The organism is Caproiciproducens puteiluti, assembly GCF_052442865.1.
GTDB lineage: Bacteria > Bacillota > Clostridia > Oscillospirales > Acutalibacteraceae > Caproiciproducens.
On sequence record NZ_CP194790.1, the window covers coordinates 1,079,102 to 1,094,468 of the forward strand.

Below are 15,367 nucleotides of genomic sequence, written 5' to 3' on the forward strand. Positions count from 1 at the left end.
GCGCGGATTTTTCAGGTTACCGCAATGCCTGTTCCAGGTCGCCGGTCAGGTCCTCCGCACTTTCCAGTCCGACGGAAAGACGCAGCAGGCACTCGTTGATTCCCTTTGCTTCCCGTTCCTCTTTGGGAACGTCGGCGTGCGTCTGCAGCATCGGATAGGTAATCAGCGTTTCCACCCCGCCGAGGCTTTCCGCGTACTGGATCAGCTTGACGCGCTCCAAAAGCTGTTTTGCCGTCTGCTCACAGTCCACCTCAAAGGAGATCATTGCCCCGAACCCGGAAGACTGCCTTTTTGAAATGGCATATCCCGGGTCTTCTGGCAGACCGACATAGTGCACCGCTTTGATCTTTTTCTGTGCGCACAGCCACTTGGCGAGTCGCATCGCGTTTTCCTGCTGCTTTTCCATGCGTACGGCGAGCGTCTTGATGCCGCGGATTAGAAGCCAGCTGTCAAACGGGGGAAGACACGCGCCCGTGGTCGTGCTCAGCACCTGCAGCCGGTCAAAGAGCTGCGGGTCGGCGGTGACGACGAAGCCGGCAAGGGTGTCGTTGTGCCCGCAAAGATACTTTGTCCCGCTGTGGACGACGATATCGGCACCCAGCTTCAGCGGCTGCTGGAAATACGGGGTCAGAAACGTGTTGTCCACAATGAGCAGCAGGTTCCGCTTTTTGGTGATTTTTGAAACGGCTTCAATGTCAGTCACCTGCATCATCGGGTTGGTGGGCGTTTCGATAAACACGGCTTTGGTTTCGGGCCTGATGCGGGACTCGATCAAAGCGGGGTCGGAAGTGTTTACAAAGTCGAAGGTAAGGCCGTTCTTAATGGATATCTTGTGAAAGTAACGGTGGGAGCCGCCGTAGAGGTCGTCGGACGCGATGATGTGGTCGCCGGGCGAAAAAAGCTCCATGAGGGTCGCGATGGCGGCCATTCCGCTGGAAAAAGCCTTGGCGCCCGCGCCGCCCTCCAGCGCAGCGACCGTTTTTTCAAGATGCTCCCTTGTGGGATTCTGCAGCCGCGAGTAGTCGTAGCCCGTACTTTGGCCGACCATGGGGTGTGCAAAGGTGGCCGACTGAAAAATAGGCACGCTCACGGCGCCGGTACAGTCGTACCGGTCAGAGCTTCCGTGTATACAAAGTGTGGTAAAATCCATATTCCCGTCTCCTGTCTGAATCATATTAGAGAGAAATGCGTATCCTAAGCAGATAACCGGGTGCGGCTATCTGCCCGCGCATTCGTGCAATTCCTCCCCTTCGTCCGGGGCCGGTGATGAGAATGGGCGAACAGTGCGCCCTTGAAAAAATTTTCATCACATTCTCCAAATCATAGTAATATTATATGTATTAAATAATAATCGAAAACAAGGGCCCTGTCAATAGCCCGCGCCGGGAAATCCGCCTGCAATCTCTTTGCCGGCCTTGACAAGCGGATTTGTTCCGGTTAAAATATTTTTATATATTAAACATATATGAAAATTTGCATATCTACAGCAATTTCATTTCGGTTTGTGAGACAAAGCACGTTTTTCCCCCGCCGAGGGCGGGGAAAAACGTAATCTGTTGCAAAATTAGCTGAAAATGCTGTAAATCATTAAATTTGAACGGAGGTTTCCTGTAAATGTCGAAGATTTATCATAGTCTGACCGATTTGATCGGAAAAACACCTTTGCTGGAGCTGTCGAACTTTGAAAAGAAGCATGACCTGAAAGCCGCGGTCGTTGCAAAGCTGGAGTATTTTAATCCCGCGGGGAGCGTTAAGGACAGAATTGCCAAAGCCATGATCGACGACGCGGAAGAAAAAGGCCTTTTGAAGGCGGATTCCGTCATTATTGAACCGACCAGCGGCAATACCGGTATTGGCCTTGCTTCCGTCGCGGCCGCCAGAGGATACCGGGTAATTCTCACCATGCCGGAAACCATGAGCATGGAGCGCCGGAACCTTTTGAAGGCTTACGGGGCGGAGCTTGTGCTGACGGACGGCAGCAAGGGTATGAGGGGCGCAATTGATAAAGCGGATGAGCTTGCCAAAGAGATTCCGAATTCCTTTATTGCCGGCCAGTTTGTCAATCCCGCCAATCCGCAGATACACAGGGAGACAACCGGTCCGGAAATCTGGGAGGACACCGAGGGCAAGGTCGATTTCTTTGTCGCGGGGATCGGCACCGGCGGAACGATCACAGGCGTCGGGGAATATCTGAAATCCAAAAATCCCGGCGTCAAGGTCATTGCGGTGGAGCCGTTCGATTCGCCGGTCCTTTCCGAGGGCAAGGCCGGACCGCATAAAATTCAGGGAATCGGCGCGGGCTTTGTGCCGAAGGTACTCAACACGGCGGTGTATGACGAAATTATCAAGGTGAAAAACGAAGACGCTTTCCGGACCGGCAGGGAGCTTTCCAAAACGGAGGGCCTGCTCGCGGGCATCTCCTCCGGGGCGGCGCTGTGGGCGGCCGCCGAGCTGGCAAAGCGGCCGGAGAACGCCGGAAAAACGATCGTGGCGCTTTTGCCGGATACCGGGGAAAGGTATTTATCCACCCCGCTTTTTTCTGAATAATATCCCCACACAGAGCAGCGGGCCGGGGCAATCGGTAAGATTGCCCCGGCCCGTTTGCCGTTCTTCGGCAATCCGAAGCGGCAGGCGGTTTTATTTTACCATTTCCAGAATGAATTGATTGGCGGCTTCCAGGTCGGCGTCGCTGGGATGCCCTTTGGAAATGCCCCCGACGAGCTTGAACGGCCCGTAGGTGTCAAATCCCTTGCAGGCAAAATCCCCGGCGATGGCGGCGCCCTTCTTTTTCAGCAGATCACTCAGAGCGCTGTGGCTTGCGGTGCTTCCCATTCCGCTCGTAGAAAACACGAAGACCGGTTTGCCGTTCAGGCTGAGCCCCTCCACGGCCTCCATCAGCCCGCTGTAATGTTTTCCGTAGGCGATACCCGCGCCGAATCCGATCATGTCATAATCCGAAAGATTTTTATTTTTGATTCCGTCCGCTTTGCAGAGCTCTGCACCGGCAGTCTCCGCCATAGCGGAGGCGATCTTTGCCGTGTTGCCGTGATGATAGGAGTCGTAAACAATCAGGCATTTTTTCAAAAAAGATTCCTCCTAAAATAAAATCGGTCTGTGCTGTCTCTATGATAGTATGATGAAGGGAGAGATGCAATATTCCCGCGATGAAAATCGATATTTTATTTTCGGGCGGTACAAAACCGATACGGACGGCTTTTGGAAGGAAGGCACAATTTTATTGAAGAATTACAGAAAATATTGGTTATAAACTTGACAAACTTTATCCAGAATGATACACTGGTGTCAATGAATAAAAACTTCCATTTTATGGAGCGGAGGGGTTTTATCTGCTGATTACAAGGGAAACGGACTACGCGCTGCGCATCCTGCGCGCGGTGTCCCACGGGGAACAGCTTACGGCCGGGGATATCTGCCGGCGGGAACTGCTGCCGCAGCAGTTTGTATATAAAATCCTCAAAAAGCTGGAACGGGCCGGCCTGGTTCAAATCACCCGCGGTGCGGGCGGCGGCTGCCGGTTGGCGGCGGATCTGAAAAAGGTGAGTCTCTACGACCTGACGGAAGTAATGGACGCGGAAAAGCTCATCAGCGCCTGTATGCGGCCCGGGTTTCAGTGCGCGTGGCAGCAGAAATGCAGTACTCCCTGTACGGTTCATCGGCAGCTTTCCCGGATTCAGGGTGTTCTGGACGCGGAGCTGCGTGCGGTCAGCCTTCATCAGATGCTGTTTCAGGCGGATTAAAATACTTCGGCCTGGCCGGTATTTTTTTGCGGTGAAACTGGATAAGATTTATCAAGTATATGATTACCTGAGCGGAGGCCGGTTTTCCCGGTCTGCCGCATTTCCTTACGATTCTGTTTTATAAATTTCCTATGGAATTCATAAAATGAAATATAATTGGTTACGAAAAGGGAGGAATCAATATGTCTTTTAAAACAACGGAAGACCACGAAGCTCTCCGTGCGAAGGTCCGGGAGTTTGCCGAGGCGGAGGTGAAGCCGCTGGCGTTCCTGCTGGACAAGGAGAATGAATTTCCCGCGGACATTGTAACAAAAATGGGGCAAATGGGGCTGATGGGAATCCCCTATCCCAAGGAGTACGGCGGCGCGGGGCTGGACATGGTCAGCTATGCCGTTGCCGTGGAGGAACTGGCCCGGGTGGACGGCGGCACCGGCGTCATCCTTTCCGCGCACACCTCGCTCGGGTCCTGGCCGATCTTCGCCTACGGCACGGAAGAACAGAAAAAGAAATACCTGGTTCCGCTGGCCAAAGGCGAAACGCTGGGCGCTTTCGGCCTGACCGAGCAGAACGCGGGCAGCGACGCGAGCGGAACGGAAACCACCGCCGTGCTGGACGGTGACCATTATGTCTTAAACGGCGGCAAGATTTTTATTACCAACGCCGACAAGGCGGACACTTATGTGGTGTTTGCCGTCACCACTCCGGACATCGGCACGCACGGGATCAGCGCGTTCATTGTGGAAAAGGGCTGGGAAGGCTTTACCTTCGGCGACCACTACGACAAAATGGGCATCCGTTCCTCCTCCACCGCGGAACTGATTTTCAACGATGTGAAGGTTCCCTGTGGAAATCTTCTCGGAAAAGAGGGAGACGGATTTAAAATCGCCATGTCCACGCTGGACGGCGGCCGCATCGGAATCGCCGCGCAGGCGCTGGGGATTGCGCAGGGTGCCTATGAAAGCGCGCTGGAGTATTCCAAGGAGCGCGTCCAGTTCGGCAGGCCCATCTGTCAGCAGCAGATCATCTCCTTTAAGCTGGCGGATATGGCGACCAAGCTTCGCGCGGCCCGTTTTCTGGTCTACAGCGCCGCCGAGCTGAAGGAAAATCACGAGCCCTACGGCATGGAGTCCGCCATGGCAAAACAGTACGCTTCCGATGTCTGTCTGGAAATCGTCAACGACGCCCTTCAGATTTTCGGCGGCAACGGATACCTCAAGGGCATGGAGGTCGAGCGCGCCTACCGCGACGCCAAAATCTGCACCATTTATGAAGGCACGAACGAGATTCAGAGAGTGGTCATCGCCTCCCATATTATTGGAAAGATGCCGAAGGACGCGGTTCCGTCCGGCGGTCAGCACGGGCCGGTCACCGGCGTGCGCAAGAAGATGATCCTCAAGGAAGGCGCCGCCGGGGAGCGGGTAAATACGCTGGTGGAAGCCCTGAAAGCGGACGGCTACGACTTTACCGTCGGCATCGACATCGATACTCCCATCACCCAGGCGGAGCGGGTGGTCAGCGCCGGAAAGGGCATCGGAGAGAAGGAAAATATGGCGCTGGTCAGGGCCCTTGCCGTTCAGGCGGGCGCGGCGCTCGGCTCCTCCCGTCCGGTGGCGGAAACGCTGAAATATGTGCCGCTGAACCGCTATGTGGGAATGTCCGGCCAGAAATTCAACGGAAATCTGTACATAGCCTGCGGTATTTCCGGAGCGGGCCAGCATCTGAAAGGCATCAAGGATGCCACGACCATTGTTGCCATCAACAACAATCCCAACGCACCCATTTTCAAAAACTGCGACTACGGCATTGTGGGCGACGTGCTGGAAATCCTCCCGCTGCTCACCGCCGCGCTGGATAACGGGGAAGCCAAGAAGCCAGCGCCTCCCATGAAGAAAATGAAACGGGCCGTTGTCAAGAAAGCAAAGCCCTCCTGGCACACCTATGTCTGCAATGGCTGCGGTTACGAATACAATCCCGCGGTGGGCGATCCGGAAAACGATATCCGTCCCGGCACCCTGTTCGACGCGCTCCCGGAAGAATGGATCTGCCCGGAGTGCGGCGAGGAAAAAGACCAGTTTATTGAGGTCTGACCCGGTATGGAAGCCGGAAAACAATGATTTCGTATCAAGGAGGATTGAACCATGCATTGTGTCAGAAAAGTAACGGAAAATCTTTATTGGGTCGGAGGCAACGACCGCCGGCTTGCCCTTTTTGAGAATATTCATCCGATTCCGCGCGGCGTTTCCTACAACTCGTACCTGCTTCTGGATAAGCAGGCGGTTCTGTTCGATACGGTGGACTGGTCGGCCTGCCGCCAGTTTTTGGAGAACGTGGAGTATCTTCTGGACGGAAGGCCGCTCGATTATCTGGTGATCAACCATATGGAGCCCGACCACGGCGCGTCCATAGAGGAAATTTTGCTGCGCTACCCCAAGGCAAAAATTATCAGCACGGAAAAAGCTTTCATGCTCATGCGTCAGTTCGGTTTCCATATCGACGGCCGCATAGAGGAAGTGAAGGAGGGCGACACAAAATCCTTCGGGAAACATGTGGTGACCTTCGTGTCCGCTCCGATGGTGCACTGGCCGGAAGCGATGGTGACCTTCGACACGACCAACGGAGTGCTTTTCTCCGCGGACGCCTTTGGTTCCTTCGGCGCTCTGGACGGAAAGCTCTTTAACGACGAGGTGAATTTCGACCGCGACTGGATCGACGACGCCCGCAGATACTATACCAACATTGTCGGAAAGTACGGGCCGCATGTGCAGGCGCTTCTGAAAAAAGCGGGCGGGATCGACATCAAGATCATCTGTCCGCTGCACGGGCCGGTCTGGCGCACCGATCTGGGATATTTTCTGGATAAATACGCTCACTGGAGCAGCTATGAGCCGGAAGAGCAGGGCATCATGATTGTATACGCCACCATGTACGGAAATACCGAAAGCGCTGCGGGGGCACTCGCGACCAGGCTGGCGGAAAAAGGCATGACCAATGTCGTGATGTACGACGTGTCTAAAACCCATGTGTCCTACCTGATTTCAGAAGCCTTCCGCCTCAGCCATATTGTGCTGGCCTCTGTTACCTATAATCTGGGGATTTACCCGCCGATGCACAATTTCCTGATGGATATGAAGGCGCTCAATCTTCAGAAACGCACTGTCGCGATTGTGGAAAACGGCTCCTGGGCGTGCAAGTCCGGGACCCTGATGCGCGAATTCCTCGAAAATGAAATGAAGGATATCAACGTGCTGGATGAGAAACTGACGCTGAATTCCGCCATGAACGAGGATAACCTGCCGGAAATGGACGCCCTTGCCGACAGTCTGATTGCGTCCGTGAAGAAATAACGAAACAGAATCCGTCTGCCGTCCTTATAAAAAACTGCCGGGGTCAGAACTCCGGCGGTTTTTTCGTGTCCCGGGGCGGAGGAATTCAGACGGCACAGCCTTCCTGCGGCTTTGGCAGCGCTTTTTTCCGGCTGACTGCCGGAACGATCTTTCCATCTTTTCGGGATCATATCTTCCCTTGCCCTTGCAATCATTGGATTTATGATATAAAGTTTATAGCATAATATTATTTTACAATTGTCTGCCTGTGCGCGCATTTCTTTGTGGATACATGGTGAAAGAGGGTATTGTGGTGAAATTAATCCTGAAAAACCGCTTGTTTAAAATGGTGGCCTGTGATCCTTCCGGTCAACCGCTCTATCAGATCAGGAGCCGCCCTTTCAGCCCTCAAAAAGTAATCGCGGCCAATCATCACGGGATTTTGTACTACACCGACATTATCGGGTCGGAAGCTTCTTCCGCATCCGCTGACGAACCTGCTTCCCGCCGGTATATCGTCTGCCGCGGCTCCAGAGAAACGGAACCGGTGTTAACAGCCGCCATAGGCTATGAAGTGTCCTCAGGCAGGAAAGACGTGCGGCATTTTCCCGATAAGCTGCCGCGGGCGGAGCGACTGAATATTCAGATAAACGATCCCGGGCAGTCCGGCATGACAATCCGTATGGAACGGGACGGTTCCTGCCGGATTTACGACCAGCAGAATCAGACGGTGGGGACTCTGTCGGGGTACCGTCCCTTTCAGGGATATGCGCTTGAGAGCAGCTCCATAACGGACGGCGGTCTGCTGTGCGCGCTGTTTGTCCTGACCCGATATATGGCTAAGGAAAATGAACTGATTGTGGTCTGACGTTCTTTTTCATTGAAATCCCTTCAGAAATTTATCCGTTGTTATAAAAAGCTGTCGCTTTCGGGCGATAGCTTTTTTGATTGGGAAAAAGCTTTTCTGCTGTTCTGCGGGACACGGAACAACATGGCTGCGCAAAAAACTGTACGGGAAACAGTAACCGAAACAATTCTTTGCACAGATTGCCCTTTTCGCCATGAATGCTTTTGGTAATAGTCAATATAAACAATATATGTTAAGATACATGCAATAAAATGTTTAAACTAATAAACTTACAAAAAGGCAGAGCCTTGGAAGGAGAAAAAAATGTATCAGAAAGAAATCGTCATCAATAATAAAACGGGGCTTCATGCGCGTCCGGCGTCGGAATTGGTGGAATTCTGCAAAAATATCAAAAGCGACATCATTCTGAAAAAGGGCACCGAAGAAATCAATGCAAAAAGTATTTTAAGTATTTTGAGCGGAGGAGTGTATCAGGGAACAAAACTTATGGTACAAGTAAATGGTGCGGATGAGCAGACAGCGGGTCCTCAGGTCATTCGTTTTCTACAAAATCTTTCCGACTAAGGCCGGAAGACGGGAGGCACAAATGGAACTTAAGAGCAGGCAGATTTATATTTTACGCGTCCTGCTGACGACGGAAAAAGGTGTTGCACCCGAAGAATTTCTGGAAAAGCTGGGCGTTGGCAAACGCACCATGTATTACGATCTGGAAAAAATCAATGATTGGTTAAAGTACTACGGATTGGGAAAGGTGGTCATCTCCGGACAGACCATCCTTGCGGAAGTGCCGGACGCGTCGGCTCTGGACCAGCGGCTGCGGGAAAGCACGACCTATTTCTTTTCGGTGGAAGAGCGGCGCGCAATGGAAGTGGTACATATTTCGCTTTCCAGCACCAACATTACCATCAACTGCCTGATGGAGCTGTTTGGGGTCAGCAAAAACACCGTTCTCAGCGATATCAGGGAAGTGCGCGCCGTGCTGGAAGGCTGGGGCCTGACCCTGAACAGTACCATTAAATCCGGTTATCTGATTTCGGGAGAGGAAATGACCATCCGGAAAATGCTGGGGGAACAGTTCCAAATGCTGTCCAGCCCGGGCTGCCAGACGTATATCCATCAGTTCCTGCAGAAAAACCTTGTGTGCCTCTACCACAATGAAATCGACTTCGGCGAGCTGTGCCGCTGCCTGATCAAACAGTACGAGACGGATATTCACGGCGATTATATTCTGGCAAATATCGAATTAATCAGAATGATGATTCAGGTTTCCTGGATACGCAGCCGCAAGGGAAATATCATCCAGCTGAGCAGCGACGAACAGCTTGCCCTGATGAAGAGCCTTTCCTTCCGTTCCGTGGAGTTCAGCCTTCAGAAGCTGCGCGTTCACGGAGTGGAAGTCGCCATGCAGGAAACCTATTACATAACCACTTTGTTTCTCGGTATCCAGACGACGGACTTTCTGTCCCAGGAGCAGGAGGATACCTTTATCGCGGAATTTGCGGAGGAGCTGGTGTTAAGCTTTGAGCGCATCGCCTGCCTTTCCTTCCCGAACCGCGAGCGGCTGCAGAGGCAGCTCAGCCATCACATCCGCCCCATGTACTACCGCATCAAATACGGAATCCCCGATAAAAACCCGCTGGTTAAGGATATCCAGGCCATGTACCCGTTTGTGTTTGACTTTACCCGAAAAGCCGTGCAGGAGGCCAAGATGGATCTTCCGGAGGGGGGGATTTCGGAGGATGAGCTGGCGTATCTGTGCGTCTATTTTGTCAGCAACCTCAGCGAAAAATATCTGGTCAAGGAAAATGCGGACAGCAAGGGCGTGCTGATCGTCGGTGCCGAAAACATGGCCGTGGCGGTCCTGCTGCGGGAACAGCTGCAGGACGTGTTCGGCCTTTCGCTGGATTACCGCGTCATCAGTCAGAGCAAGCTGCGCGAATGGATGCTGGGGGACTACGCGCTGGTGGTTTCTCTGGTGCCCCTGGGCAAAAATTTTTCCTACAGTAAAATCGTGGAAACCGGCCCCATCATCACGGAAAATACGCAGCGCCGGATCATGGAAATCCTTCGCGGGGACCGTTCCGTCGCCCGTTACGACGATATGATCTGCGAAATAATCAACCGGGTCAAGGGCAGCGTGGACGGAAAGGTGCAGGATGACAAGCTGTACCTTGACCTTTTCCGTTATTTTGAGGAAAAAGAACGCGGTAAACGGCCGCGCGCCAAGAGCGATATTTTTTATGAAAAAATTGAGCAGAACCGGTTTTTGCTGCTCCCGGAAACGGCGGATCTGGAACAGACGCTCCACAGCTGCAGCAAAGTGCTGCGGCAGGGGGCGGCCGGTCAGCGTCTTGCACAGAGAATGTACAACCTGATGCAGAACAAAAAGCTGCAGACCTACCGTATTCAGGGGGACGTGGTACTGGTCCACTTTCCTTTACAGGGAGATGCAAATCCGAAAATAGACGTCTGTATCGCGCTTGCCCCAAAAGGGCTGGAATGCCACGACGGAAGAACCGCCGGGATTCTGGTCGGGCTTGCGACGAAGGATTCTTATTCCCATTGGGCGGTACTGGAAGGCATTTACCGCTATTTCAGCGACCCCAATCATATCAACGGCATTAAACAAATCTATCAAAATGACAAGGAGCATTGCGGAAATGAAAAAATTTACCGGCCTTGCGGGAGCGGGAGGACGCGACCTGTCGCAGACCGTGGTTCTGCACAGGAAGAAGCTGACACTGGAGAAAAAGGCGGTGGAGGACTGTGAACGGGAAATAGAGCGCTTCAGAGAGGTGCAGCGTGAGTACGCCGAAGAGCTGGAAAGACTGTACCGCACCACCCTGGCTGAAGACGGGGAAAAAACAGCCGGTATTTTTAAGGCTTACCGCACGATCGTTGAGGACGATTTTCTGTTTAAAAATCCGATTCAGGCCGTCCGGGAGGAGCATATGGGAATTGACTGCGCGATTGAGCGGGAAAAGGAGAAAATCAGCAAAAAATTTGCCGCCATGCCCGACGCGTATCTGCAGGAGCGCGCGAACGATATCCGCAACGTCTGCGATGAGATCATCCGCCGCCTGAACGGCGTTGCCGACGGCGGGCAGGAAATGCAGAATATGCGGGAGCCCTTTATTCTGGTGGCGGAGGACCTTTCCCCGGAGGACACCATCCGCGTCGACAAGCGTTTTCTGCGGGGCTTTATCACCGAGAAGGGCGGAATCACCTCCCACGTGGTGATTCTGGCCAAAACGCTGGGTATCCCGGCTGTGGTGGGAGCAGCCGGCATTATGCGGGAGGCCCGTTCCGGCCAGTCCATTTTTGTGGACGGCGACTGCGGCTACGGGATTCTGGAACCCGACGAGGCTTTCGTCTGCTCTTTCAGGAAGGACAAAGCCTGCCTTGACGGGCAGAAAAAGCTTTACGCCGCTATGGCGGCGGAGCCCGCCGTCACGGCGGACGGCCATCCGGTGGCGGTGTGTATGAATTCCGGCGATGCCGAAAGCCTGAAAAATTTCCGCGCAGAGCAGTGCGACGGCGTGGGCCTGTTCCGCACCGAATTCCTTTTTATGAATCAGCACGATTACCCGGATGAAGAGCTGCAGTTCCAGACCTACAGAAGCATTTCGGAGAACGCGAAGGGAAAAGAAGTGATTATCCGCACGCTGGATATCGGCGGTGACAAGCAGCTGGATTACATGGACATCCCGAAGGAAAGCAATCCGTTTCTGGGCTACCGCGCGATCCGGATCTGTCTGGACCGCGAAGAGGTTTTTTTGACGCAGCTGCGCGCTATTCTGCGTGCCTCGGCATATGGAAATGTCAAAATCATGTTCCCGATGATCGTGACACTGGAAGAACTGCGTCAGGCAAAAGGGATGGTGAAAAAAGCAAAGGATCAGCTCCGTGCCGAAGGGACTGTTTTTACGGAAACCATTCCCGTCGGCATCATGATTGAAACGCCGGCCTCGGTCCTCATCAGCGACAAGCTGGCAAGGGAAGCCGCGTTTTTCTCGATCGGGACAAACGACCTGATCCAGTACACCACGGCGACCGACCGGATGAACGAGCGCGTCCAGCACCTTTACGACCCCTGCAACCTTTCGGTTCTGCGCTCCGTTGATACGGTGATCCGCAGCGCGCACAGCGCGGGGATTCCCGTCGGCATGTGCGGGGAGGTCGCCTCGGACGCACGGCTGACGCCCCTGCTGCTGGCAATGGGGCTGGATGAGTTCAGCGTCGTTCCCAAACAGGTGGGCAGAATCAAATATCTGATTCGCCGGTGTGATCTGGGTAAGCTTGCCGGGCTGAAAGAGCGGGTGCTCGACAGCGATACCATTGAGGAAGTGAAACAACTGCTGGCGGAATATTCCGCGGAATAGGAAGGGGTGCCGGATGAAATCGGAAGCCAAAAAGCGCGCGGAAAGCCGGGAAGCGGCAAAAGCGCAGGAGGCGAGAAAGCAAAAGCAAAAAGAACGCGCCGCCGGAAAGGTAGGGGAGGAACCCTGCCTGTACTGTGGAAAGCTGACGCTTTGCAGGAAATATATCATCAATCCGGAGGCGGAGCATGAGCTGCCCTGCTGCAGCGAGGAATGCTTTTATAAGACCGGGCAGTTTGTGGATTACGATACCCGTTTCCGCACGCCGTTTTATATGGTGCTGCTGGTTTTCGTCATCGCAAATCTTCTGCTGTTCTCGTTTCAGCCCGCGACCCGGTGGACTTACCTGCCTTTATTCGGCATGGGGATTGCCGCTTTTGTATGCCCGCTGGTTTTTACCCGGTATGAACGCTACCAGAAATTCGGGATCGAGAAGACGCGGAAGATCATCCGCGTTGTGTCGGCGGCGGTTTCTGCATTTGCGCTGCTGCTGATTATTTGTTACTAAGTGTGCCGGTTTGCACAAAACAGTTCAGCTAATTGCAAAATTAACTGTACAATCTGTGAAAAAACTTGGTCTTTTTTGAACGGATGGAATATGGTATGTTGTAAACAGCGAGATATTCACATCAACTAGTTGAAAGAGAAATGAAAAAGGAGGCGTCTGGAATAGGAGCATTACTGGATGAACGGCTGATCGTTTTGGATGCGGATGTAAACAGCGACGAAGAATGTATCCGGCTGATGGCTACCCGGTTTGAAGAAGCCGGATATGTCAGCCCCGGATACGGAGACGCGGTGATTGAACGGGAAAAGACCCTTCCCACCGGGCTTCCGGGAAAAAAGATCAACCTGGCGATCCCTCATACGAACAACAAGCTGGTGAACAAACCGGCGGTCGGGGTCATTATCCCGAAGAAGCCGGTTGCGTTTCATATGATGGGGGACCGGGAAACCTCGCTGGACTGCGAAGTGATTCTGCCGCTGGTGGTCAAGGATTCCAAGCAGCAGATAGGGATGCTGAAAAAAATCATGAAGATCATTCAAAACAGTGAGCTGTTGGAGAAGCTGAAAAATTCCGGGAGCAAGGCGGAGATTATGGACTGCCTGAGCTCTCTGGAAGACGAATCATAATAAAAACTAAGGGAGGAGAATCTTGATGCGTGCAGTGAAAGTTTTATCGGTATGCGGTTCCGGTACGGTCAGTTCTGCCATGCTGTCGTCCAAACTGGAGGACGTGCTGGCGGAGCACGGCTACAAAATGGAATCTACGGAGGTCGCGCCGGGCGGCGTGGAACTTGCAGTGGCGAACGGAGGCTATGATTTAATCGCCTACACAAGCCCGGTAGACGATATCTACGGAATCCCGGTACTGAATGCGACGGGGTTTCTGGTTGGAATCAATGAAGACGAGTTTGTAGAGGAGCTCCTTGCTGTACTGAGCAAGCTGGATCTGGGTTAAAGCGGCATACGTGGAAGATCCCCTTTTTCAGACAGAAATTACCGTAAAAGAGGAAGGTAAGGAATTATGTTTTTTACAGTATTGAAAAGTGTATTTGACACCTTTGGAAACTATATCACAGTGCCCCTCATTATTTTTGTGATCTGCAAGCTGTTTAAGGCCCCCACCAAAAAAGCGTTTTCTTCCGCCGTACTGATCGGCGTGGGACTCAAGGGCATGGCTTTCATCACCACTGAATTCGGCGCCGTCCTGTCCCCGCTGGTACAGCAGATCGTAAAAGCGAGCGGGCTGAATCTGCCTGCACTGGACATCGGCTGGCAGGCGGTCGCCTCCGTTGCCTATTCCACGAACATCGGCATGATGTTCATCGGCGTCGGTCTGGTTTTCCAGATTATCCTCTGGCTGATCAAGTGGACCGACATCTTTATGCCGTCCGACCTGTGGAACAACTATTCCATCATCGTCTGGGGCTCCATGCTGTACCAGCTGACGCAAAACCTGGCGATGGCGTTCGCTTTGATGCTCTTTGTCAACCTGGTCACCCTGCTGATTGCGGAGGTCCTGCAGAAGAGATGGTCCACTTATTATCACTATCCTTCCTGCGCAATGACCGCGCCGCACCACAACGGCGACGCCCCGATGTATCTTGTCCTGAACATTCTGTTCAGCAAGCTGGGCATGGATAAAATCAAGGCGGACCCCGTTACGATCCGCAAAAAGATCGGCTTCATGGGCGAACCGATGTACATAGGACTGATTGTCGGTATTATTCTGGGTGTAGTCGGCAATATTACCGCGCTGAACAATATGGCGGCCTGGGGACAGGTTGTCAACGTATCCGTGACCTGCTCCGCCGTTATGGCGATCTTCCCGAAGGTTGCCGGGCTGTTTGCCTCCGGATTTACCACTCTGACCGATTATTCCCGCAAAACGCTGAAGAACAGCAAGTACGGGAAAGACCGTGAGTTCATTATCGCCGTCAACGACGCGCTCGGCTACGGCGAGCCGGCCACCCTGACCACCGGACTGCTGGTCATCCCCTTCGCCGTTCTGCTTGCATTCCTGCTCCCGGGCAACGTGGTAATTCCGGTTATGGTTCTTCCCTCTTTGCCATATATGGTGGAAATTCCCGTATGCCTGAGCAACGGCAATATTGTGAAGTCCTGGCTGATGGGCTGTATCGTGTTCGCTGCCAAGATCATGATGGCTTCCTACTGGGCGACCGTCTTTACCCAGGTCGCGGCTGGCGCCGGATTTGAGGCGGCCACTACCGCTCTGGCCGGGGGCACCCTCATCATCGGCTTTATCATGTCCAATTGCACGGCCGGTATCATCACCATGGCCTTCCTGACCATGAACCCGATCATTATCGCCGCGACCGTCGCCGTGTATCTGGTACTGTTTGTCCTGTATAAGAAGAATAAGGGCGCCGTACAGGAATATCTGGAAAAGAATGCTCTGGGCGAAGCGTATGTCGCTCCCCAGCCGGCTGTAAACGCCTGACCCGGAAACTAGTTATGAGAAACTGACGGATAAGCATTCATTTTGCCGTTTTGAAACGGCAGAATGGATGCTTG

General features: G+C 53.3%; 14 protein-coding genes. 12 read left to right on the forward strand and 2 right to left on the reverse strand.

Features of this window, described 5'->3' with window-relative positions; all coding sequences use genetic code 11:
• Window positions 1-16: 16 nt before the first annotated feature.
• The gene (locus tag ACRQU7_RS05100) at window positions 17-1,150 is read right to left on the reverse strand and encodes a trans-sulfuration enzyme family protein (protein ID WP_444644234.1); all 1,134 of its coding nucleotides are present in this window, start codon (window positions 1,148-1,150) and stop codon (window positions 17-19) included.
• A gap of 464 nt (window positions 1,151-1,614) precedes the next feature.
• Here ACRQU7_RS05100 and cysK point away from each other — a divergent pair, with 464 nt between their 5' ends.
• Window positions 1,615-2,547 (forward strand): cysteine synthase A, encoded by a 933-nt coding sequence (cysK, locus tag ACRQU7_RS05105; protein WP_444644236.1) that lies wholly within the window; start codon window positions 1,615-1,617, stop codon window positions 2,545-2,547.
• 90 nt (window positions 2,548-2,637) lie between these two features.
• Here the strand turns inward: cysK and ACRQU7_RS05110 are convergent, their stop codons facing one another.
• Window positions 2,638-3,084: a flavodoxin family protein gene (locus tag ACRQU7_RS05110; RefSeq protein ID WP_444644238.1), complete on the reverse strand. Its 447-nt coding sequence runs from the start codon at window positions 3,082-3,084 to the stop codon at window positions 2,638-2,640.
• A 269-nt stretch (window positions 3,085-3,353) separates the two neighbouring features.
• Here ACRQU7_RS05110 and ACRQU7_RS05115 point away from each other — a divergent pair, with 269 nt between their 5' ends.
• The 11 genes from ACRQU7_RS05115 (at window position 3,354) to ACRQU7_RS05165 (ending at window position 15,293) form a co-directional block, all read left to right on the forward strand.
• Entirely contained in the window at window positions 3,354-3,758 is a 405-nt protein-coding gene (locus ACRQU7_RS05115) for an RrF2 family transcriptional regulator (RefSeq protein ID WP_444645507.1), read from the forward strand.
• 182 nt (window positions 3,759-3,940) lie between these two features.
• Complete coding sequence (locus ACRQU7_RS05120; RefSeq protein WP_444644240.1) at window positions 3,941-5,845, forward strand: acyl-CoA dehydrogenase family protein; 1,905 nt, start codon at window positions 3,941-3,943, stop codon at window positions 5,843-5,845.
• Window positions 5,846-5,896: 51 nt separating this feature from the next.
• Complete coding sequence (locus ACRQU7_RS05125) at window positions 5,897-7,102, forward strand: FprA family A-type flavoprotein (protein WP_444644242.1); 1,206 nt, start codon at window positions 5,897-5,899, stop codon at window positions 7,100-7,102.
• 289 nt (window positions 7,103-7,391) lie between these two features.
• Entirely contained in the window at window positions 7,392-7,949 is a 558-nt protein-coding gene (locus tag ACRQU7_RS05130; protein ID WP_444644244.1) for a hypothetical protein, read from the forward strand.
• Window positions 7,950-8,252: 303 nt separating this feature from the next.
• Window positions 8,253-8,513 (forward strand): HPr family phosphocarrier protein, encoded by a 261-nt coding sequence (locus tag ACRQU7_RS05135; RefSeq protein WP_038322975.1) that lies wholly within the window; start codon window positions 8,253-8,255, stop codon window positions 8,511-8,513.
• A 22-nt stretch (window positions 8,514-8,535) separates the two neighbouring features.
• A complete protein-coding gene (locus ACRQU7_RS05140) occupies window positions 8,536-10,719 on the forward strand; it encodes a BglG family transcription antiterminator (protein ID WP_444644246.1) in 2,184 nt (727 codons plus the stop codon).
• Entirely contained in the window at window positions 10,610-12,331 is a 1,722-nt protein-coding gene (gene ptsP, locus ACRQU7_RS05145; protein WP_444644248.1) for a phosphoenolpyruvate--protein phosphotransferase, read from the forward strand. The genes ACRQU7_RS05140 and ptsP overlap by 110 nt, the downstream gene beginning before the upstream one ends.
• A 13-nt stretch (window positions 12,332-12,344) precedes the next feature.
• Window positions 12,345-12,836 (forward strand): hypothetical protein, encoded by a 492-nt coding sequence (locus tag ACRQU7_RS05150; RefSeq protein ID WP_444644250.1) that lies wholly within the window; start codon window positions 12,345-12,347, stop codon window positions 12,834-12,836.
• 140 nt (window positions 12,837-12,976) lie between these two features.
• Complete coding sequence (locus ACRQU7_RS05155) at window positions 12,977-13,462, forward strand: PTS sugar transporter subunit IIA (RefSeq protein WP_141827411.1); 486 nt, start codon at window positions 12,977-12,979, stop codon at window positions 13,460-13,462.
• Between the two features lie 25 nt (window positions 13,463-13,487).
• Window positions 13,488-13,790, forward strand: a complete 303-nt coding sequence (locus tag ACRQU7_RS05160) for a PTS sugar transporter subunit IIB (protein ID WP_038322984.1) — start codon at window positions 13,488-13,490, stop codon at window positions 13,788-13,790.
• 66 nt (window positions 13,791-13,856) lie between these two features.
• Window positions 13,857-15,293: a PTS transporter subunit IIC gene (locus tag ACRQU7_RS05165; protein WP_038322985.1), complete on the forward strand. Its 1,437-nt coding sequence runs from the start codon at window positions 13,857-13,859 to the stop codon at window positions 15,291-15,293.
• Window positions 15,294-15,367: the final 74 nt, after the last annotated feature.

What these genes read in the sequence shown, in the direction of transcription:
- cysK (WP_444644236.1), top strand. Translation starts at nt 1,615, where the DNA reads ATGTCGAAGATTTATCATAGTCTGACCGATTTGATCGGAAAAACACCT.
- ACRQU7_RS05135 (WP_038322975.1), top strand. Translation starts at nt 8,253, where the DNA reads ATGTATCAGAAAGAAATCGTCATCAATAATAAAACGGGGCTTCATGCG.
- ACRQU7_RS05160 (WP_038322984.1), top strand. Translation starts at nt 13,488, where the DNA reads ATGCGTGCAGTGAAAGTTTTATCGGTATGCGGTTCCGGTACGGTCAGT.
- ACRQU7_RS05140 (WP_444644246.1), top strand. Translation starts at nt 8,536, where the DNA reads ATGGAACTTAAGAGCAGGCAGATTTATATTTTACGCGTCCTGCTGACG.
- ACRQU7_RS05155 (WP_141827411.1), top strand. Translation starts at nt 12,977, where the DNA reads ATGAAAAAGGAGGCGTCTGGAATAGGAGCATTACTGGATGAACGGCTG.
- ptsP (WP_444644248.1), top strand. Translation starts at nt 10,610, where the DNA reads ATGAAAAAATTTACCGGCCTTGCGGGAGCGGGAGGACGCGACCTGTCG.
- ACRQU7_RS05100 (WP_444644234.1), bottom strand. Translation starts at nt 1,150, where the DNA reads ATGGATTTTACCACACTTTGTATACACGGAAGCTCTGACCGGTACGAC.
- ACRQU7_RS05125 (WP_444644242.1), top strand. Translation starts at nt 5,897, where the DNA reads ATGCATTGTGTCAGAAAAGTAACGGAAAATCTTTATTGGGTCGGAGGC.
- ACRQU7_RS05150 (WP_444644250.1), top strand. Translation starts at nt 12,345, where the DNA reads ATGAAATCGGAAGCCAAAAAGCGCGCGGAAAGCCGGGAAGCGGCAAAA.
- ACRQU7_RS05120 (WP_444644240.1), top strand. Translation starts at nt 3,941, where the DNA reads ATGTCTTTTAAAACAACGGAAGACCACGAAGCTCTCCGTGCGAAGGTC.
- ACRQU7_RS05165 (WP_038322985.1), top strand. Translation starts at nt 13,857, where the DNA reads ATGTTTTTTACAGTATTGAAAAGTGTATTTGACACCTTTGGAAACTAT.